The following is an 18,653-nucleotide window of genomic DNA, read 5'->3' on the forward strand; positions in this document are numbered from 1 at the left end:
AACGCCGTCACATCACCAATTCGAGACACTCAATCTGACGGTTATGGAGTGAAGGTGGCGGCTGGGCGGGTTTTGACCGTGCGTACTCTGTTCGCCATGCAGACCTATGGGAACCAAGTGACGCCGCGATGCGTCCTCGTCCCGGATGCAGTGCGTCCGGTTGCCTGGTGCGACCGGATCGCACATTGGGGGGACCGGAAGCCATCTGCCGCTTTCAGGCGATAGCGCCTGCCCGAGGAGAAGTCGTTCCATGAGCGAGCACCGTCGCAAGCCGCCGCAACCCCAAGGCGGCGGACGAGCAGCGGCCCGGCGAGCCGGACAGCAGTCGTCCGGCCGCCGCGCAGCACCGACGCACAACGCCGCAGCCGGGTCGGGCGCCACCCCGCAGGGGGAAGAGCGCCCTTACGGTGGCCGCGCGGCGGCCCGCAGGGCCGCCCAACGCAGCGGTGGCCGTAGACGAGGATCCGAGGCGAGCGCGGCCGGCGCGGGCCCCGGCGGTCGCGGAGGCGGCCGACGGGGGACCGGCGGCGGCCGCGGACGTGGTCCGGGGGGCGATGGGCCCCCCGGCAAGAAACGCTTTATCGACTACCCGCGCGGCGGGCGGTCGGGGTTCCGGCGCTGGGTGCCGTCCTGGAGGCTGGTGACGGGAACCTTCATCTTCTTCTTCGCGGTGCTGCTCGGCGCCGTCGGCATAGGGCTGTGGCTGGTGGAGGTGCCGACCGCCCAGGCCGCCTCCCAGACCCAGAAGAACGTGTACTACTGGGCGGACGGCAAGCAGATGGTGGTCTCCGGCGGTGGTGACCTCAACCGCCAGATCGTCCCCCTCAGCAAGATCCCCAAGTCCATGCAGAACGCGGTGATCTCCGCGGAGAACGCCAGCTTCTACGACGACAGCGGCGTCGACCCGATGGGTATCGCCCGCGCGGTCGTCAACATGGCGAAGGGTGGCGCGACCCAGAGTGGTTCGACCATCACCCAGCAGTTCGTGAAGAACACCTACCTCGACCAGTCACAGACGCTCACGCGTAAGGTCAAGGAGCTGTTCATCTCCATAAAGGTGGGCGCGACCAAGGACAAGGACTACATCCTCGGGAGCTATCTGAACACCGCGTACTACGGACGTGGTGCCTATGGCTGCCAGGCCGCCGCCCGCGCCTACTTCGACCGGGACTGCTCGAAGCTGACGCCCAGCCAGAGCGCCTTCCTGGCCTCTACGCTCAACGGCCCCAACCTCTACGACCCCAATGGCGGTTATGGCGCCGCCGCCACCAAGGAGGCCAACACCAAGCGCGCCAAGCAGCGCTGGGAGTGGACCCTGCGGCGTGAGGTCGCCGTGCACAGGATGCCCAGGACCGAGGCCCAGAAGTGGATCGCCAAGGGTTTCCCGATGCCGCAGAACCCGAAGGTGGCCACGAACAAGCAGGGCCAGATCGGCTACCTCACCGACCTCGCCGACAACTACATCATCGCCCAAACCGGCATCAGCAAGTCGCAACTGGACAAGGGTGGCTATCAGATCCACACCACCTTCGACCGGAAGAAGATCGGTGAGCTGACCCGGGCGGTCGAGAAGGTCTCCAAGGAGAGCATCAAGCCGAAGGAGCGCGAGGTGGACAAGCACGTCCAGTTCGGCGGCGCCTCGGTGGAGCCCAAGACGGGCAAGATCCTTGCGATCTACGGCGGCAAGAACGCGCTGGAGCACTACCGCAACAACGCCGACTACACCGGTGTCCAGGTGGGTTCGACCTTCAAGCCCTTCGTGATGGCCGCCGCGATGACCAATGGCGCCCGCGATCCGAAGGGCCAACGGGAGCAACCCGATTCCGAGCGCACCCTGGTCTCGCCCAGCAGTGTCTACAACGGCGACAACAAGGTGACCCTGCGGGACTACGACGGAACCGTCTGGCACGACAAGGACGGCAAGGAGTGGCACCAGCGGAACGACGGTGACGAGGACAAGGGCCCGATCAGCCTGCGCACCGCGATGCAGTACTCGGTGAACACCCCGTTCATCCAGCTGGGCATGGACGTCGGCACCGACAAGGTGCGGGACGCGGCCCTGGCCGCGGGCCTCAACAAGGAGCAGCTCTCCTCGATCACCCCGACGTTCTCGCTCGGCACCTCCGCACCCAGCGCCATCCGGCTCGCCGGGGCGTACGCCACCTTCGCGGCCAGCGGTCAGCAGGCCGAGCCGTACTCGGTGGAGCGGGTCGAGGACAAGAACGGCACCGTCTACGACCACAAGCAGGATGCCGAGGTCAAGCGGGCGTTCGACTCGAACGTGGCGAACAACGTCACCGACGTCCTTGAGAACGTGGTCCAGCACGGCACCGGCACCTCGGCCAAGATCGGCCGTCCGGTCGCGGGCAAGACCGGAACCACCGACGAGAACAAGTCGGCCTGGTTCTCCGGCTACACCCCGCAGCTGTCCACGGCGATCGGCATGTGGCGGGTGGACGACCAGGCCAAGAGCCAGAAGTTCCTGTCCATGCGCGGTGTGGGCGGCCAGAAGACGATCCACGGTGCGTCGTTCCCGGCGCAGATCTGGGCCGACTACATGCGCGGTGCCCTGAAGGGCGTGCCGGTCAAGAACTTCCCCGCGGCCACCCCGATCGGCCAGAAGGTCTTCGGCGAGGACGCCAGCCCGAGCCCGACCCCGACGACGGACAAGCCGTCCGAGTCCCCGTCGGAGTCGCCTTCGGAGTCGCCGTCGGAGTCCCCCTCGGAGTCGCCGTCCGGCAGCCCGACCCCGACGGGCACCTGTGACCCGCTGGACCTGGACTGCCAGGACAACGGCGGCAACGGCAACGGCGGCAACCAGAACGGAGGCGCGAACGGCGGTCCGGGAGGTCCGTCCACGTCGCCGACCACGGAGGACCCGGGCGGTCCCGGTGGCATATTCGGCGGCCCGTCCGGGGCCCGCAGGGAGGAATAGCCCGCGGCTCCGTACGACCCGTTCACCTCTCCCCGGCCGCGCCGGAGCGAACCCGCTCCGGCGCGGCCGGCGCCGTTCCAGGCCCTGGACGGCTCTCTGCGCCTCCGGTACGCCTCTCCCCTACTCCGGAGCCCCGCCCGGCGTCCGCGGCGCGCTCAGCGGCCGCTGGGACGGTCCTGACTCCTCCTGAGGGGCTCGTACGGCAGGATGGGGGCCATGAGCGTGCGCGAGGACCCACAGGCCCAGCCCGTCAGGCCGACCTCCGAGGACCCGGTGGCCGCGGCCGGCAGCGAGCTGATCGGTGGGCCGACCGGGCGCCGGGCCCTGCTGGGCACGAGCTGGTGGACCCCCGTGCGGATCGTGGCGATCGTCGCCATCGGCATGTTCGCCCTGGGCATGGTGCAGAAGCTGCCGTGCTACGACGGCGGCTGGTTCTACGGGGCCACCGCCCAGTACACCCACGCCTGCTACTCCGACATACCGCACCTCTACAACGGCCGCGGCTTCGCCCTCGACCTCGTCCCGTACTTCGACCGGATACCGGACAACGTCTCGGGCGGGATGCAGTACCTGGAGTATCCGGTCCTCACCGGCCTCTTCATGGAGGTCGCCTCCTGGATGACCCCGCACAGCGGCTCCATTCAGGACCGGGAGCAGATCTACTGGCTGGTCAACGCGGGCATGCTGATGGTCTGCACCGCGATCATCGCGGTCTGCGTGGCCCGTACGCACCGGCGCCGCCCCTGGGACGCACTGCTGGTCGCCCTCGCCCCCGCCTTCGCGCTCACGGCCACCATCAACTGGGACCTGTTCGCCGTCGCCCTTACGGCCGCCGCCCTGCTGATGTGGTCCCGCAGCCGCCCGCTGGCCGCCGGTGTGCTGCTGGGGCTCGCGACGGCCGCCAAGCTCTACCCCGCGCTGCTCCTCGGTCCGCTGCTGGTGCTCTGCCTGCGGGCGGGGCGGCTGCGGGCCTTCTGGACGGCCGCGGGCGGAGCCCTGGCCGCCTGGCTCGTGGTGAACCTCCCCGTGATGGTCAGCACGCAGGGCGGACTGCACATCCGCGACGGCTGGAAGACCTTCTACACCTTCAGCCAGGAGCGCCCCGTGGACTTCGGCTCCGTGTGGCTGATCATCTCCCAGCGCACCGGGAACTCCCTGGAGGACGTCAACACCTACGGGACCGTGCTGATGGCCCTGGCCTGCCTCGGAGTGGCGGCGCTCGCCCTGTGCGCCCCACGCCGTCCGCGCCTGGCCCAGCTGTCCTTCCTGATCGTCGCGGCGTTCGTGCTCACCAACAAGGTCTACTCACCGCAGTACGTGCTGTGGCTGATCCCGCTGGCCGCACTGGCCAGGCCGCGCTGGCGGGACTTCCTGGTCTGGCAGGCGTGCGAGGTCATGTACTTCCTGGGGATCTGGATGTACCTCGCGTACACGGGCAGCGGCGACCAGCACCGGGGGCTGCCTGCGGAGGGCTATCAGCTGGCCATCGCCGTACATCTGCTGGGGACGCTCTATCTGTGCGCCCTGATCATCCGGGACGCGCTGGTGCCGGAGCGGGACCCGGTGCGCAGGGACGGGTCGGACGACCCCGGGGGAGGCGTGCTGGACCGGGCCCCGGACGCGTTCGTGCTCGGAGAGGCGCGGCGCGCCTCCCGCTATGAGGGCGCGGCGCTGGTGGACTGGGGCGTCCACCGGGAGTGAGCCCCGGACGGGAGCCCCTCCCGGTGGTGCGGAGCCCCGCCCGGTGGCGTGGGTTCAGCGGTCGAGCAGCCGGTCGAACTGCGTGGTGGTGTGCCGCAGATGCGCGACCAGCTCATCCCCCACCTGGGGCGCCTGGACATCGCTGGGCACGAACAGGATGGACACCTGCATGTGCGGCGGTTCGGCGAACCACCGCTGCTTGCCCGCCCACACGAACGGCGAGAGGTTGCGGTTGACGGTCGCCAGACCGGCACGGGCGACCCCCTTGGCGCGGGGCATCACCCCGTGCAGGGCCTTGGGCGCCTCCAGACCGACACCGTGGGAGGTGCCGCCCGCGACCACGACCAGATGGCCGTCGGACGCGGCCTTCTGCTGGCGGTAGCCGAAGCGGTCGCCCTTCGAGACCGGGGTGACGTCGAGCACCGAGCCCCGGTACTCCGTCGAATCGTGGTCGCCCAGCCACAGCCGGGTGCCGATGCGCGCCCGGAAGCGGGTCTGCGGGAACTGCTGCTGCAGCCGGGCCAGTTCCTCGGCCTTGAGGTGGCTGACGAACATGGTGTGCAGCGGCAGCCGCGCCGCCCGCAGCCGGTCCATCCAGGCGATGACCTCCTCGACCGCGTCCAGGCCGTCGGTGCGGTCGAGCGGGAGGTGGATGGCGAACCCCTCCAGCCGGACGTTCTCTATCGCGGCGTGCAGCTTGGGCAGGTCCTCCTCGGTGACGCCGTGCCGCTTCATGCTGCTCATGACCTCGATGACCACGCGCGCGTTCACCAGGCCGTAGACGCCGTCGACCGACGAGACCGAACGGATCACCCGGTCCGGCAGCGGCACCGGCTCCTCACCGCGGCGGAAGGGGGTGAGCACGAGCAGGTCACCGCTGAAGAAGTCCTTCATCCGGGCGGCCTCGTACGTGGTTCCGACCGCGAGGATGTCGCTGCCGAAGCGGGCGGCTTCCTCGGCCAGCCGCTCATGGCCGAAGCCGTAGCCGTTGCCTTTGCAGACCGGGACTATCCCCGGGAACTGCTGGATCACCGTTTGCTGATGCGCCCGCCAGCGAGCGGTGTCGACGTAGAGGGTGAGCGCCATTGACCGGTCCCGGAACCTTTCTCGTAGCCGCGGTGTATTGGAGGTATGGGAGACAGCGAATCGTGGTCAGCGGCGCGACATGTAGATGTCGAGCGCCTTGTGCAGGAGCTTGTTGAGCGGGAAGTCCCACTCACCGAGGTATTCGGCAGCCTGCCCGCCGGTGCCCACCTTGAACTGGATCAGGCCGAAGAGATGATCCGTCTCATCGAGGGAGTCGCTGATGCCGCGCAGGTCATAGACGGTCGCACCCAGCGCGTAGGCGTCGCGGAGCATCCGCCACTGCATCGCGTTCGAGGGCCGGACCTCGCGCTTGTGGTTGGCGGAGGCGCCGTAGGAGTACCAGACGTGCCCGCCGACGATCAGCATCGTGGCGGCGGCCACGGCCTCGTTCTCGTGCATCGCGAAGTACAGCCGCATCCGGTTGGGGTCCTCGGTGTTGAGGGCCGTCCACATGCGCTGGAAGTAGCTGAGCGGGCGGGGCCGGAAGTGGTCGCGCTCCGCGGTGATCTCGTAGAGCCGCTGCCACTCGGGCAGATGCTCGAAGCCGCCCTGGACGACCTCGACACCGGCCTTCTCGGCCTTCTTGATGTTGCGGCGCCACAGCTGGTTGAAGCCCTTGTGGACATCCTCGAGGGAGCGGTTCTCCAGCGGCACCTGGAAGACGTACCGCGGCTGGACGTCACCGAAGCCGGCCCCGCCGTCCTCGCCCTGCTGCCAGCCCATGCGCCGCAGCCGGTCGGCCACCTCGAAGGCGCGCGGCTCGATGAAGGTGGCCTCGACATCGCGCAGCCGCTTGACGTCGGGGTTCTGGATACCGGACTTGATCGCGGCGGAATCCCAGCGGCGGATGATGACCGGCGGGCCCATCTTCACCGAGAAGGCGCCCTGCTGCTTCAGATGCGCGAGCATCGGACGCAGCCAGTCCTCCAGGTTGGGGGCGTACCAGTTGATGACCGGGCCCTCGGGAAGATAGGCGAGATAGCGCTTGATCTTGGGCAGCTGACGGTAGAGGACGAGACCGGCGCCGACGAGCTGACCCGTGGCGTCGAACCAGCCGAGGTTCTCCGAGCGCCACTCCGACTTGACGTCAGCCCATGCAGGCACCTGCATGTGGCTTGCCGCCGACAGGCTCTGGATGTACGCCAGATGCTGCTCTCGGCTGATCGTCCTCAGGGTCAGGCTCATGTGGGGCGCTCCTCGGCAGGTTTGTCCCCAGGGTCGGGGCTCCGGCTCTCGCGCCGAAGCCTACTGCGACCGGGACACGCCCCGTTCGGGCCCGGGGACAACCGGGCTCCGGGCGGGTTCAGCCCAGCACGCCGCCGAAGAGCCCCCCATGCGCCATGCCGAGATAGAAGCCGACCCCGGCGGCACCGAGCCCGATGATCAGCAGGAACCGCTCACCGGTGGTCACGGACCTCAGCTGGCCCCAGGCACCGCTGATCATGCCGATCAGCCCGACCCATGAGCTGACCAGGTGGAGATGGGGGAAATGAGCCGTGACAAAGGCGATCACGCCGATCACCACGGTCGCCACGGCGACCGCGTTCTCTACGGGATGCGACTTGCCGTCGGTGTCCAGGAAGGTGAGCAAGCCGTGGTGGGATCGTGCTGCCTGTGCCATGGGGCACCTCCAGGTAGGCACATAGAGCAAGGCGGCGAACTGTTACGCCGCTCACACCCGATGTGTACAGATTGCGGGCCAAGACGCCCGGATTTCAAGCGGGCGGCCGGAGCCGGGTACTGTGTACCGTCCGCGGTGGTGTCTGCACTGACGCCGAAGCGGATACGCATCACGACCCTCCTGCCACGGAACGACCGTGGCCGCTGAGTCCAAAGGAGGTGGGTTCCACATGCGTCACTACGAGGTGATGGTCATCCTCGACCCCGATCTCGAGGAGCGCGCTGTCTCCCCGCTGATCGAGAACTTCCTTTCCGTCGTCCGTGAAGGCGACGGCAAGGTCGAGAAGGTCGACACCTGGGGCCGTCGTCGTCTCTCGTACGAGATCAAGAAGAAGCCCGAGGGCATCTACTCGGTCATCGACCTGCAGGCCGAGCCCGCGGTCGTCAAGGAGCTCGACCGCCAGCTGAACCTGAACGAGTCGGTCCTCCGGACCAAGGTCCTCCGTCCCGAGACCCACTGACCGCGTAAGCGTTCAGCGGTCATCGGGGCCGAATCGCAACGAGTAGCAAGCAGCCCAGCAGTACCCGCCGAGAGGTTCCCCCAATGGCAGGCGAGACCGTCATCACGGTCGTCGGCAATCTCGTCGACGACCCCGAGCTGCGTTTCACCCCGTCCGGTGCGGCGGTCGCGAAGTTCCGCGTCGCGTCCACTCCCCGTACCTTCGACCGGCAGACCAACGAGTGGAAGGACGGCGAGAGCCTCTTTCTCACGTGCTCGGTGTGGCGGCAGGCCGCGGAGAACGTGGCCGAGTCCCTTCAGCGCGGCATGCGCGTCATCGTGCAGGGCCGTCTGAAGCAGCGGTCCTATGAGGACCGCGAGGGGATCAAGCGCACGGTCTATGAGCTGGATGTCGACGAGGTCGGCGCCAGCCTGCGCAACGCCACAGCCAAGGTCACCAAGACCACCGGTCGCGGTGGTCAGGGTGGTTACGGCGGCGGTGGCGGTGGCGGCCAGGGCGGCGGTGGCTGGGGCGGTGGCCCCAGCGGCGGTGGCCCCAGCGGCGGCCAGCAGCAGGGCGGCGGCGCTCCGGCCGACGACCCGTGGGCGACCGGCGCTCCGGCCGGTGGCCAGGGCGGCGGTGGTGGTGGCTGGGGCGGCGGCTCCGGCAACTCCGGGGGCTACTCGGACGAGCCGCCCTTCTAGACCCGAGGCGTTGTTTCACGTGAAACAGCGCGCGGTCTGGTCGGGGCGACCAGCACACACTTCTTGATCACACTGGAGAGATACAATGGCGAAGCCGCCTGCTCGCAAGCCTAAGAAGAAGGTTTGCGTGTTCTGCAAGGAGAAGATCTCCTACGTCGACTACAAGGACACGAACCTGCTGCGGAAGTTCATCTCCGACCGCGGCAAGATCCGTGCCCGCCGGGTCACCGGCAACTGCACCCAGCACCAGCGTGATGTCGCCACGGCCGTGAAGAACAGCCGTGAGATGGCGCTGCTGCCCTACACCTCCACCGCGCGATAAGGGAAGGGTGACTGACTCATGAAGATCATCCTCACCCACGAGGTCTCCGGCCTCGGCACCGCCGGTGACGTCGTGGACGTCAAGGACGGTTACGCCCGTAACTACCTGGTTCCGCGTGGTCTGGCGCTCCGCTGGACCAAGGGCGGCGAGAAGGACGTCGAGCAGATCCGCCGCGGTCGTCGCATCCGCGAGATCGCCACGATCGAGCAGGCCAATGAGGTCAAGGCTCAGCTCGAGGGTGTCAAGGTGCGCCTGAAGACCCGTGCCGGCGACGCCGGCCGGCTGTTCGGCTCCGTCACCCCGGCCGACATCGCTTCGGCGATCAAGGACGCCGGTGGCCCGGAGGTCGACAAGCGCCGCATCGAGGTGCAGTCCCCGATCAAGACCCTGGGCGCGCACCAGGTCTCGGTCCGTCTGCATGCCGAGGTTGCCGCCAAGGTCGGCGTCGAGGTCGTCGCCGCCTGACGACGGCCGTGACGGTCGCCGTCGGCACCGTGCACAGTGCACCGGAGGGCCGCACCCCTGTTGTGGGTGCGGCCCTCCGCCGTGTCTGGCCTTCTGCCGTGTCGGCGTTGTGCCGTGGCCGGCTCGGCCCTCGGCAGAGCTGCCCTCGGCCGAGCCGGGGGCTGGCTCGCGGGAGGCGGGATGTGGGCTCAGCCTCGTACCGCGCCGGTGACGATCCAGCGGCCGGAGCGGGTGCGCAGCCACAGGGTCGCCATCCGGACCGACATCATCAGAGCCATGGTGCACCACAGCGCGGTCAGCCCCCCGCCGAACGAGGGCACCAGCAGCGCCACCGGGGCGAAGACGGCCAGGGTGGCGATCATCGCCCAGGCCAGATACGGCCCGTCGCCCGCGCCCATCAGTACGCCGTCGAGGACGAAGACCACACCCGAGACCGGCTGGATGAGGGCCGTGACCAGCAGGGCGGGCAGCAGGGCGTCCCGTACCGCGGAATCGGTGGTGAACAGGGGGATGAACAGCGGCCGGGAAGCCACCACCAGCAGGCCCAGCGCCACGCCCGAGGCGATGCCCCACTGCACCATGCGACGGCAGGCGGCCCGTGCCCCCTCCTCGTCGCCCGCCCCCAGACAGCGTCCGATGATCGCCTGGCCGGCGATGGCGATGGCGTCCAGGGCGAACGCCAGCAGGCTCCACAGGGTGAGCACGATCTGATGGGCGGCGATATCGGTGTCGCCCAGGCGGGCCGCCACGGCCGTCGCGATCAGCATCACGGCGCGCAGCGAGAGCGTACGGATCAACAGCGGTGCCCCGGCGTGGGCACAGGCCCTGATGCCCGCGGCATCGGGGCGCAGCGAGGTGCCATGGCGCCGTGCGCCCCGGATGACGACGGCGAGGTAGACGGCGGCCATGGCGTTCTGGGCGATCACCGTGCCCCAGGCCGAGCCCGCGATGCCCAGCCCGGCCCCATAGACCAGGGTGGCGTTCAGCGCGGCGTTGGCCCCGAAGCCGCCGATGGCGACGTACAGCGGGGTGCGGGTGTCCTGGAGGCCGCGCAGCACACCGGTGGCGGCGAGCACCACCAGCATCGCGGGGATGCCGAGGGTGCTGATCCGCAGATAGGTGATGGCGTAGGGCGCGGCGGTGTCCGAGGCGCCGAAGAGGTCGACCAGGGCGGGGGCGGTGGGAAGGGCGACGGCGATGACGGCGGCGCCGAGCAGCAGGGCCAGCCAGATGCCGTCCATGCCCTGCCGTATAGCCCCGGCGAGATCGCCCGCCCCGACCCGGCGGGCCACCGCCGCGGTGGTGGCGTAGGCGAGGAAGACGAAGATGTTGACGGCGGTGGCGAGCAGGGCCGCGGCGACGCCCAGACCGGCCAGCTGGGCGGTGCCCAGATGGCCGACGACGGCGCTGTCGACCATGACGAAGAGGGGTTCCGCCACGAGCGCGCCGAAGGCGGGAAGCGCGAGTGCGATGATCTCGCGGTCGTGGTGGCGCGCGGTGCTCCGCACGCTCGTGGAGGCCTGTGTCATGAGGGCAATGTAATCGTCCACAGGTAAGAGACACAAGCTCCCCCTGGTCCTTACAAGGCGGCGCACGGGACGATCTTCTCTGCGCCCTTTGTCGTGATCTTGCGCTGGGGGCGGAAGTTTTTCTTCTACACAGCCACTGGATAGAGAAACCGCAGGTCAGGCTTGGACTCTCGGGGTGATTGTGTGTTTGTCCACAGCACTGTCCCCCGGCCCGTGCACAGGTTCGCGCGACTTACCCACAGGATGGATCCCATCATCCACATGCCCTGTGGATAACCAAGTTGGCTGGCGGTCCCGACAGGCCTAACGTGGTCCGGCGCCCGCCACCCGATCCGGCCCTGGAAGCCCCGGCCTCCGATGCGCCGTGTCCGGAAAGCCGGCCGCTCAGTTGTGTCATAGCCGTGCCGTAAGAAGGACGGGCACGGCGAGGTTCGCTTCGCGGACGGGAGGAGGTGGCGGGGTGAGCGTGCCCGAGCCCATGGACGACCCATGGGCGGACTCCGGCCCGTCCGAGCGGTTCCCGTCCCCCCGCTTCCGCCGCGGTGAGGGCGGCGGCCGGGGCCGCGACGGCCAGGACCGCGATGGAGGCGGCGGCTCGCCCTGGGAGGGCTCCGGCTTCGAGCGCGTTCCGCCCCAGGATCTCGACGCCGAGCAGTCCGTCCTCGGCGGCATGCTGCTCTCCAAGGACGCCATCGCCGACGTGGTCGAGGTCCTCAAGGGCAATGACTTCTACCGGCCCGCCCATGAGACCGTCTACCAGGCCATCCTGGACCTCTACGCCAAGGGTGAGCCGGCCGACCCGATCACCGTCGCCGCGGAGCTGACCAAGCGCGGCGAGATCGCCCGGGTCGGCGGCGCCTCGTACCTCCACACCCTCGTCCAGTCGGTCCCCACCGCCGCCAACGCCGAGTACTACGCGGAGATCGTCCACGAGCGCGCCGTGCTGCGCCGCCTCGTCGAGGCCGGCACCCGCATCACCCAGATGGGATACGCGGCGGACGGGGACGTCGACGAGATCGTCAACAACGCCCAGGCCGAGATCTACGCCGTCACCGAGCAGCGCACCAGCGAGGACTATCTGCCGCTCGGCGACATCATGGAGGGCGCGCTCGACGAGATCGAGGCGATCGGCTCGCGCAGCGGACAGATGTCCGGCGTGCCCACCGGCTTCACCGACCTGGACTCCCTGACGAACGGGCTGCACCCGGGCCAGATGATCGTCATCGCCGCCCGCCCCGCGATGGGTAAGTCCACCCTGGCCCTCGACTTCGCGCGCGCCTGCTCCATCAAGCACGCCATGCCGAGCGTCATCTTCTCCCTGGAGATGGGCCGCAACGAGATCGCGATGCGTCTGCTCTCCGCCGAGGCCCGGGTGGCGCTCCACCACATGCGCTCCGGCAGCATGACCGACGAGGACTGGACCCGGCTGGCCCGCCGGATGCCGGACGTCTCCCAGGCCCCGCTCTTCATCGACGACTCCCCGAACCTGTCGATGATGGAGATCCGCGCCAAGTGCCGCCGCCTCAAGCAGCGCAATGACCTCCAACTGGTCATCATCGACTACCTCCAGCTGATGCAGTCCGGCGGCGCCCGGCGCCCCGAGAGCCGTCAGCAGGAGGTCTCGGACATGTCGCGAAACCTGAAGCTGCTGGCCAAGGAGCTGGAAGTACCGGTCATCGCGCTCTCCCAGTTGAACCGAGGCCCCGAGCAGCGCACGGACAAGAAGCCGATGGTCTCGGACCTCCGAGAGAGTGGATCCATCGAGCAGGACGCCGACATGGTCATCCTGCTCCACCGCGAGGACGCCTACGAGAAGGAGTCGCCGCGCGCGGGCGAGGCGGACCTGATCGTGGCCAAGCACCGTAACGGCCCGACGGCCACGATCACGGTCGCCTTCCAGGGCCACTACTCCCGCTTCGTGGACATGGCCCAGACCTGACAGCCGACGCCCGTGTAGGTGTCCAGAGTCCGTCGGGCAACGCTAGTCGTCGAGGTACCAGCAGTACCTCCCTTGGCCTGCACGACGGGCTTACAGTGCGGAGATGGCTATGTTGGATCTACGCACCGAGATCCGGGAGTTTCTCAGCTCGCGTCGCGCCCGCATCGCACCCGAGCAGGCAGGCCTGACTGCCTACGGCGGCAACCGTCGGGTCAAAGGTCTGCGCCGCGAAGAAGTAGCGCTACTGGCAGGGGTATCGGTCGACTACTACGTGCGCATGGAGCGCGGCAGCCTCGCTGGTGCTTCCGACGGCGTGCTCGAGGCGTTGGCCTCTGCCTTGCAACTCGACGAGGCGGAGCGTGAGCACCTGTTTCACCTCGCGCGCCAATCCGGCGCGCCCAGCGGCCCACGCCGGCGTAGGCCTGCTGTGGCGGTGCGCTCGACGCTGCAGCAGGTGCTCGACGCGATCTCCGATGCGCCGGCCTGGATCGGTAACGGCCGTTATGACGTGCTCGCCATGAATCAACTCGCTCGCGCGCTGTATTCACCGGTGCTGGTCGACTCGCGACGGCCCGCGAACACAGCGCGGTTCGTCTATCTGAACCCCGAGGCGGCCCGAGATTTTTTTGTCGACTACGACCAAATTGCCAGTAATGTGGCCGCGAAGCTACGCATGGAAGCCGGCCGCAATCCACGGGACGAGGAGCTGATCGCTCTGGTCGGCGAACTGTCAACGTGCAGTGAGCTATTTCGGCAGCGGTGGGCATCTCAGGACGTGCGGCTGCACCGGTCCGGCCGCAAGCGTGTGCGCCATCCGATCGTGGGCCAGCTCGACTTGGACGTCGAGCCCCTGGAACTGGCCGCCGAACCCAGCCTGCACCTGAACGTCTACACCGCCCCCGCGGGCACACCGGCCGCTGACGGTCTAGCGCTACTGGCGTCGTGGGCGGCCACGCAACAGACGATGGCCACCGAGCACGGATAGTTCAGTAAACCGGACCAACGTTTCGCCGAGACGGTGTCCCACGAGCGGCTCAGCTCGCGGGACACCGCTGTTCAGCGGCCGAACAGTGGCTTCAACTGCTCGGGAACGCGCTCGCCATGGATCGGAATTTGTGCCGCGGCCTCCTCGATGTGCTGCAGGTCATCGGGCGTCAGCTCGACGTCGAGTGCGCCTAGGTTTTCTTCGAGGCGGTGCAGCTTGGTGGTGCCGGGGATCGGCACGAACCATGGCTTTTGCGCCAGCACCCAAGCGAGAGCGACCTGGGCCGGTGTAGCTTTCTTATCGTCGGCAATCTGCTGGAGCAACTCGACCAGTGCCTGATTAGCATGTCGTGCTTCCGGTGTGAAGCGCGGCAGGGAACGGCGGAGATCATTGTCGGCCAGAGACGTGCGATAATCGATTTTGCCGGTCAGATAGCCTTTCCCGAGTGGACTGTAGGGCACTAGGCCGATGCCCAACTTCTCCAAGGTCGGAATAATCTCGGCTTCGTGCTCTCGCATCCACAGCGAGTATTCACTTTGCAGCGCTGTTACAGGCTGCACGGCGTGGGCGCGGCTGATTGTCGTCGCGCCCGCCTCCGACAAACCGAAGTGCTTGACCTTACCTTCGGAGATCAGCTCTTTTACCGTGCCGGCCACGTCTTCAATGGGTACGTTGGGATCGACGCGGTGTTGGTAGAGGAGGTCAATGCTCTCGGTTTGAAGGCGCGTGAGCGATGCCTCAGTTACTCGACGGATCTGCTCCGGGCGGCTATCGAGCCCCGACATCGGGGTCGGCCCGTGTTCGCCGTGCCTGAGACCGAACTTGGTGGCAATCACCACCTGGTCGCGCACCGGCGCCAGCGCCTGACCGACCAGCTCTTCATTGGTGAAAGGGCCATAGACTTCGGCGGTGTCAAAGAAGGTCACGCCGCGGTCAACTGCCGCCCGCAGCAGTTTCGTCATCTCGGCTCGGTCCGGGGACGGACCGTAGAAGAAGCTCATGCCCATGCAGCCGAGTCCTAGAGCTGAAACTTCGAGTTGCTGTCCAAGTTTGCGCTTCTGCATTACAGATTCTCCTTCAGTAAATCCAGGCCATCGCGGAACCGCCCAGGCACTGCGGGTGCCCCGACGACTGCGTTGAGACCCGACTTGGAGGTGTTCACGAGGGGCCGTCGGCCGCTGGCAAAGCCTGGCGCCGACGCCTAGGTACCCGATGCGGTCGTCGCGATGCCGCCGTCTACCGGGATGATGGTGCCCGTGAGGTAGGACGCAGCCCGGCTAGCGAGAAACACGGCGATACCCGCCATGTCGTCGTCGCGGCCGAGCCGGCGCAGAGGGGCCTTCGCCGCGATCGTGTCGCCGATGGCATCGAGCGTGGACGCCATCATCTGCGACGGGAACGGTCCTGGGGCTACCGCGTTCACCGTGACGTGCTGTGGGCCCAGTTCTCTGGCAAGCACTCTGGTGAGTTGATGGAGTGCCGCTTTACTGCTGGCGTACGAGTAGTTGGGCGACTCGGCGACGTGGATGGCGGCGATACTGCCGATGTTGATGATCCGCGCGGGATCATCGGCGGCGCCCGCCCTGCGAAGTGCGGGAAGCAGCGCCTGCACCAGCCAGAACGGCGACTTGAGGTTGAGGTCGATCACTGCGTCCCAGGCCTCGTCCGGGAACGTCTCCAGCGGCTCGCGCCACATCGCTCCCGCGTTGTTGACGAGGATGTCCAGGCGTTCCGAGTCGACCTTGACAAGATCAGCGAGGCGCTGACACTCGTCGTGCCTGGACAGGTCGGCGGGGATTGCTTGAACGTCGCCGAATTCGGACAGTAGATGCTGTGCCTCCGCGCACGTGTCTGCCTTGCGTGAGCTGATGATGACGCGGGCGCCCGCCTGCAGAAGGCCGCGCGCTATCATCATCCCAATGCCCCTGGTGCCGCCAGTGACAAGGGCGTACTTCCCACTCAGATCGAAAAGTTCTGTGTGAGTGGTGAACTGGTTGTCCGCCATTGGTCTCCGTCCCTTCTGTCGTGGAAGAATGTGCCGTCGCGGTCGCGCATTCGGGGCAGCTGAATTGAACTGATGGGGGTAAAGCTGCAGTGCGTGTCCATGGAGTGTTGTCGGCGCTTTCGATCAGGGCGTCTGGGACGGGTTCTCGGGCGGCCGCCGTACGCGCCTCCCGTGGATCCATTACTTTTCCTCTGTGTAGCTGGGAGCCGACTCAAACAGGCTGACAGGCGTCCTGGACGTCTGGGAGACCCTGGTGATACAGGTACTGTGAGAGCCACCCTTGTCTGGTGCGCCGGCTCACGCTGCCACAATCCCCTCCTGCACAGTCATTTTCTTGATTGCTTTGATCTGTATTGCGACCCGGTATCGTCTGAGGCTTTGCGGGGTGGTTTGGGGGGTGTTGGCCTGATCTCGGCGACCTCGGCTTTTGAGATCAGCTCGCCGGTATCGGGATCGATGACCGCTTTCGGGTAGCGGATCGGGGTCCATGCGCCTTCGGGTATGGCGGCGGTTGCCGGCGCCCGGTCCGCGCTTTGCCGATCTCGCAAAGAAGTTTGTCGGGTGGTCCTGGGCGGGGGCAGGTTGGTGGGCATGGATAAACAGTTCTGGGACGACATGTACGGCAGTCGTGATCAGCTCTTCAGCGGGGCGCCCAACGGGGTGCTCGTCAGCGAGGTCGCCGAGCTGCCACCGGGGCAGGCGCTCGATGTGGGGTGCGGGGAGGGCGGCGACGCGGTCTGGCTGGCTCGGCGGGGGTGGCAGGTGACCGCGGTGGACATCTCCCGGGTCGCCCTGGAGCGTGCCGCCGCTTCGGCCGCGGACATCGAGGGCCGGGTGGCGTGGAGGCGGGCCGATCTGACCAGTACGGCGCTCCCGGCCGCGGCGTTCGACCTGGTGTCGGTCCAGTACTTTCCGCTCAAGCGCCGGCCGGACCACGGCGCGGTGCGTGGCCTGCTGGACGCCGTCGCGCCCGGGGGCACGCTGCTGTTCGCCACGCACGACCTCGCCGATCTGACCCCGCACCCGGAGCAGGGCTTCGACCCCGGGGACTACTACCAGCCCGACGACGTCGCCAGGGTGCTCGACGACGACTGGGCGGTCGTGGTCAACGAGACCCGTCCACGCACCGCTCCCGCCCCCGCCGGCACCCACCACACCCATGACACCGTGCTGCGAGCTCGACGGCTGAGGTAAGGGGGGAGCCGGGGCCAAGGCGGCAGCCGGCCCCGGTCAGGGCTGGAGCTGGTGGCCCAGGGCCGTCGCCTTCTCCACGCGGCGGGCGAGGACCTCCTCATGACGGTCCGCCATCTGCCGCAGGGCGTCCTTGCGGTCGCGCTTCGAGAGCCGGTCGATGTAGAGGTGCCCCGAGAGGTGGTCGGCCTCGTGCTGCAGACACCGGGCGAAGTAGCCGGTGCCCTCGATCACCAGCGGGTTGCCGTCCTTGTCGACGCCGCGGACCACGGTGCGGTCGGTGCGCGGTACGTCCATCCGTGCGCCCGGTACGGACAGACAGCCCTCGGCCTCCTCGATGAGCAGCCGGTGGGCCGGGTCGGGCTGGTCCAGGACGGGGTTGATGATGTGGCCGATGTGCCGTACGCCGTGGTCGTCGGGGCAGTCGTAGACGAACAGTCGCAGGTCGACGTCGACCTGATTGGCCGCCAGCCCGGCGCCGTCGGCGATGTACATGGTGAGGAACATGTCGTCGATGAGGGCGCTCAGCTCGGGCGTGCCGAACTCGGTCACCTCGCGGCAGGAGCGGCGGAGCACCTCCTCGCCGACCTCGGTGATCCGGCGGGGGGAACCGCGCCCGGCCTCGGGAGGCAGCGCCGGATAGGAGTCGACGGGTTTCCCCTGCACCAGGACGCGCACCGCTGACCTCACCTTTTCCGCCCCCACTGCTGGCCGCCTGATGGCCGCTCACGGCCGCTGAGGCCGCCCCCGCCGATGGTCATGTCCGGCCAACGTAGCAGGGGCGGTTCGGCCGCGGCTCGGGCCCGCGTCAGATCGCGTCAGGTACGGGGTCAGAGCGCTTCGCCGAGCTCCTCCAGCAGCCGCCGCTTGCTGCGGGCCCCGACCAGCGACCGCACCGGCTCGCCCGACCGGAACAGCATCAGAGTGGGCATCGAGAGGACCCCGTACGCGTTGGTGGTGGAGGGGTTCTCGTCCACGTCCAGGGACACCACCTTCAGCCGGTGGCCCTCCTCCTGCGCGATCTCCGCCAGCACCGGCGCGATCATCCGGCACGGCGGGCACCACGATGCGGTGAACTTCACCAGCACCGGCAGCTCGGCCGCCAGCACCTCCTCGGCGAAGGTGGCGTCCGTGACCGTGGCCACTCCCCCGGTGTGTGTCAGTGACATGTCATATCTCCCTTGGAGTCTTCGTCGTGCGGGTGGAGCCGTTGTGGTTACGGCGGACTCACGGGCCGGGCGGTGTCAGCTCGCAGCGCGGCTCCGGGGCCCCTTCGGGCGCCGTCGCCGCGGCCTCCAGCTCCGCGCGGGCCCGCTCCGCCTGGACGAGCTGTGTCCCCACCCGCTTCCGGATCGCGCCCAGCCGGGCGATGCACTCGTCCAGCTCGGCGAGCTTGCGCCGGTAGACCTCCAGCGAGGCCGGGCAGGAGTCGCCGGCCGGATGGCCGGAGCGCAGGCACTCGACGAACGGACGCGTCTCCTCCAGCTCGAAGCCGAAGTCCCGCAGCGTGCGGATCTGCTGGAGCAGCCGCAGGTCCTCCTCGTCGTACGACCGGTAACCATTGCCGGTGCGGCGCGCGGGCAGCAGCCCGAGCGACTCGTAATAGCGCAGGGTGCGGGTGGTCGTACCCGCCCGTTCGGCCAGCTCTCCGATCCGCATGACTTGACGGTA

19 protein-coding genes are annotated in these 18,653 nt (G+C 68.2%); 9 read left to right on the forward strand and 10 right to left on the reverse strand.

Features of this window, described 5'->3' with window-relative positions:
- Positions 1-250 precede the first annotated feature (250 nt).
- Together LIV37_RS25550 and LIV37_RS25555 are read left to right on the forward strand one after the other, a co-directional pair.
- Complete coding sequence (locus LIV37_RS25550; protein WP_121824522.1) at positions 251-2,935, forward strand: transglycosylase domain-containing protein; 2,685 nt, start codon at positions 251-253, stop codon at positions 2,933-2,935.
- Positions 2,936-3,151: 216 nt separating this feature from the next.
- Positions 3,152-4,636, forward strand: a complete 1,485-nt coding sequence (locus LIV37_RS25555; protein WP_020869985.1) for a glycosyltransferase family 87 protein — start codon at positions 3,152-3,154, stop codon at positions 4,634-4,636.
- A gap of 54 nt (positions 4,637-4,690) precedes the next feature.
- On the opposite strand, the gene LIV37_RS25560 is transcribed toward LIV37_RS25555, so the two are convergent.
- The 3 genes from LIV37_RS25560 to LIV37_RS25570 all read right to left on the reverse strand — a co-directional run bounded on the left by LIV37_RS25560 (position 4,691) and on the right by LIV37_RS25570 (position 7,343).
- A complete protein-coding gene (locus LIV37_RS25560; RefSeq protein ID WP_020869986.1) occupies positions 4,691-5,722 on the reverse strand; it encodes an alanine racemase in 1,032 nt (343 codons plus the stop codon).
- Positions 5,723-5,788: 66 nt separating this feature from the next.
- Positions 5,789-6,907, reverse strand: a complete 1,119-nt coding sequence (locus LIV37_RS25565; RefSeq protein ID WP_020869987.1) for a lipid II:glycine glycyltransferase FemX — start codon at positions 6,905-6,907, stop codon at positions 5,789-5,791.
- 118 nt (positions 6,908-7,025) lie between these two features.
- A complete protein-coding gene (locus tag LIV37_RS25570) occupies positions 7,026-7,343 on the reverse strand; it encodes a hypothetical protein (RefSeq protein ID WP_020869988.1) in 318 nt (105 codons plus the stop codon).
- Positions 7,344-7,572: 229 nt separating this feature from the next.
- On the opposite strand from LIV37_RS25570, the gene rpsF reads away from it, so the two are divergent.
- The 4 genes from rpsF (at position 7,573) to rplI (ending at position 9,333) form a co-directional block, all read left to right on the forward strand.
- A complete protein-coding gene (gene rpsF / locus LIV37_RS25575) occupies positions 7,573-7,863 on the forward strand; it encodes a 30S ribosomal protein S6 (RefSeq protein ID WP_020869989.1) in 291 nt (96 codons plus the stop codon).
- A gap of 83 nt (positions 7,864-7,946) precedes the next feature.
- Complete coding sequence (locus LIV37_RS25580; protein WP_020869990.1) at positions 7,947-8,546, forward strand: single-stranded DNA-binding protein; 600 nt, start codon at positions 7,947-7,949, stop codon at positions 8,544-8,546.
- Positions 8,547-8,631: 85 nt separating this feature from the next.
- Complete coding sequence (gene rpsR, locus LIV37_RS25585; RefSeq protein ID WP_003978893.1) at positions 8,632-8,868, forward strand: 30S ribosomal protein S18; 237 nt, start codon at positions 8,632-8,634, stop codon at positions 8,866-8,868.
- An 18-nt stretch (positions 8,869-8,886) separates the two neighbouring features.
- Positions 8,887-9,333: a 50S ribosomal protein L9 gene (gene rplI / locus LIV37_RS25590; RefSeq protein WP_020869991.1), complete on the forward strand. Its 447-nt coding sequence runs from the start codon at positions 8,887-8,889 to the stop codon at positions 9,331-9,333.
- Between the two features lie 188 nt (positions 9,334-9,521).
- Here rplI and LIV37_RS25595 read toward each other — a convergent pair whose 3' ends face one another.
- Positions 9,522-10,862, reverse strand: coding sequence for an MATE family efflux transporter (locus LIV37_RS25595; RefSeq protein ID WP_020869992.1), 1,341 nt, complete (start codon positions 10,860-10,862; stop codon positions 9,522-9,524).
- Between the two features lie 460 nt (positions 10,863-11,322).
- On the opposite strand from LIV37_RS25595, the gene dnaB reads away from it, so the two are divergent.
- Entirely contained in the window at positions 11,323-12,801 is a 1,479-nt protein-coding gene (gene dnaB / locus LIV37_RS25600) for a replicative DNA helicase (RefSeq protein WP_020869993.1), read from the forward strand.
- Positions 12,802-12,904: 103 nt separating this feature from the next.
- Positions 12,905-13,786 carry a helix-turn-helix transcriptional regulator gene (locus LIV37_RS25605; RefSeq protein ID WP_121824520.1) on the forward strand — a complete coding sequence of 294 codons (882 nt, stop codon included), beginning with the start codon at positions 12,905-12,907 and terminating at the stop codon, positions 13,784-13,786.
- A gap of 71 nt (positions 13,787-13,857) precedes the next feature.
- Here the strand turns inward: LIV37_RS25605 and LIV37_RS25610 are convergent, their stop codons facing one another.
- The 3 genes from LIV37_RS25610 to LIV37_RS25620 all read right to left on the reverse strand — a co-directional run bounded on the left by LIV37_RS25610 (position 13,858) and on the right by LIV37_RS25620 (position 16,384).
- On the reverse strand, positions 13,858-14,850 hold the full coding sequence (locus LIV37_RS25610; RefSeq protein WP_121824519.1) for an aldo/keto reductase: 993 nt from the start codon (positions 14,848-14,850) through the stop codon (positions 13,858-13,860).
- Positions 14,851-14,987: 137 nt separating this feature from the next.
- Positions 14,988-15,791, reverse strand: a complete 804-nt coding sequence (locus tag LIV37_RS25615; RefSeq protein WP_020869996.1) for an SDR family oxidoreductase — start codon at positions 15,789-15,791, stop codon at positions 14,988-14,990.
- Positions 15,792-16,117: 326 nt separating this feature from the next.
- Positions 16,118-16,384, reverse strand: coding sequence for a hypothetical protein (locus tag LIV37_RS25620; protein ID WP_148717800.1), 267 nt, complete (start codon positions 16,382-16,384; stop codon positions 16,118-16,120).
- On the opposite strand from LIV37_RS25620, the gene LIV37_RS25625 reads away from it, so the two are divergent.
- Entirely contained in the window at positions 16,383-16,985 is a 603-nt protein-coding gene (locus LIV37_RS25625; RefSeq protein ID WP_020869997.1) for a class I SAM-dependent methyltransferase, read from the forward strand. The genes LIV37_RS25620 and LIV37_RS25625 overlap by 2 nt on opposite strands.
- Before the next feature lie 36 nt (positions 16,986-17,021).
- On the opposite strand, the gene def is transcribed toward LIV37_RS25625, so the two are convergent.
- From def to LIV37_RS25640, 3 genes are all read right to left on the reverse strand, one after another.
- Entirely contained in the window at positions 17,022-17,660 is a 639-nt protein-coding gene (def, locus tag LIV37_RS25630; protein WP_020869998.1) for a peptide deformylase, read from the reverse strand.
- A gap of 152 nt (positions 17,661-17,812) precedes the next feature.
- Positions 17,813-18,151, reverse strand: coding sequence for a thioredoxin (gene trxA / locus LIV37_RS25635; protein WP_020869999.1), 339 nt, complete (start codon positions 18,149-18,151; stop codon positions 17,813-17,815).
- A 58-nt stretch (positions 18,152-18,209) separates the two neighbouring features.
- Positions 18,210-18,641: a MerR family transcriptional regulator gene (locus tag LIV37_RS25640; RefSeq protein WP_020870000.1), complete on the reverse strand. Its 432-nt coding sequence runs from the start codon at positions 18,639-18,641 to the stop codon at positions 18,210-18,212.
- Between the last annotated feature and the right edge of the window lie 12 nt (positions 18,642-18,653).

Origin of the sequence: Streptomyces rapamycinicus NRRL 5491, from assembly GCF_024298965.1 — a bacterium.
Taxonomy (GTDB): Bacteria; Actinomycetota; Actinomycetes; order Streptomycetales; family Streptomycetaceae; genus Streptomyces; species Streptomyces rapamycinicus.

What these genes read in the sequence shown, in the direction of transcription:
- LIV37_RS25595 (WP_020869992.1), bottom strand. Translation starts at nt 10,862, where the DNA reads ATGACACAGGCCTCCACGAGCGTGCGGAGCACCGCGCGCCACCACGAC.
- LIV37_RS25560 (WP_020869986.1), bottom strand. Translation starts at nt 5,722, where the DNA reads ATGGCGCTCACCCTCTACGTCGACACCGCTCGCTGGCGGGCGCATCAG.
- LIV37_RS25605 (WP_121824520.1), top strand. Translation starts at nt 12,905, where the DNA reads ATGGCTATGTTGGATCTACGCACCGAGATCCGGGAGTTTCTCAGCTCG.
- rpsF (WP_020869989.1), top strand. Translation starts at nt 7,573, where the DNA reads ATGCGTCACTACGAGGTGATGGTCATCCTCGACCCCGATCTCGAGGAG.
- LIV37_RS25625 (WP_020869997.1), top strand. Translation starts at nt 16,383, where the DNA reads ATGGATAAACAGTTCTGGGACGACATGTACGGCAGTCGTGATCAGCTC.
- LIV37_RS25580 (WP_020869990.1), top strand. Translation starts at nt 7,947, where the DNA reads ATGGCAGGCGAGACCGTCATCACGGTCGTCGGCAATCTCGTCGACGAC.
- LIV37_RS25565 (WP_020869987.1), bottom strand. Translation starts at nt 6,907, where the DNA reads ATGAGCCTGACCCTGAGGACGATCAGCCGAGAGCAGCATCTGGCGTAC.
- LIV37_RS25550 (WP_121824522.1), top strand. Translation starts at nt 251, where the DNA reads ATGAGCGAGCACCGTCGCAAGCCGCCGCAACCCCAAGGCGGCGGACGA.
- LIV37_RS25620 (WP_148717800.1), bottom strand. Translation starts at nt 16,384, where the DNA reads ATGCCCACCAACCTGCCCCCGCCCAGGACCACCCGACAAACTTCTTTG.
- trxA (WP_020869999.1), bottom strand. Translation starts at nt 18,151, where the DNA reads ATGTCACTGACACACACCGGGGGAGTGGCCACGGTCACGGACGCCACC.
- rpsR (WP_003978893.1), top strand. Translation starts at nt 8,632, where the DNA reads ATGGCGAAGCCGCCTGCTCGCAAGCCTAAGAAGAAGGTTTGCGTGTTC.
- rplI (WP_020869991.1), top strand. Translation starts at nt 8,887, where the DNA reads ATGAAGATCATCCTCACCCACGAGGTCTCCGGCCTCGGCACCGCCGGT.
- LIV37_RS25570 (WP_020869988.1), bottom strand. Translation starts at nt 7,343, where the DNA reads ATGGCACAGGCAGCACGATCCCACCACGGCTTGCTCACCTTCCTGGAC.
- LIV37_RS25610 (WP_121824519.1), bottom strand. Translation starts at nt 14,850, where the DNA reads ATGCAGAAGCGCAAACTTGGACAGCAACTCGAAGTTTCAGCTCTAGGA.
- LIV37_RS25615 (WP_020869996.1), bottom strand. Translation starts at nt 15,791, where the DNA reads ATGGCGGACAACCAGTTCACCACTCACACAGAACTTTTCGATCTGAGT.
- LIV37_RS25555 (WP_020869985.1), top strand. Translation starts at nt 3,152, where the DNA reads ATGAGCGTGCGCGAGGACCCACAGGCCCAGCCCGTCAGGCCGACCTCC.
- LIV37_RS25640 (WP_020870000.1), bottom strand. Translation starts at nt 18,641, where the DNA reads ATGCGGATCGGAGAGCTGGCCGAACGGGCGGGTACGACCACCCGCACC.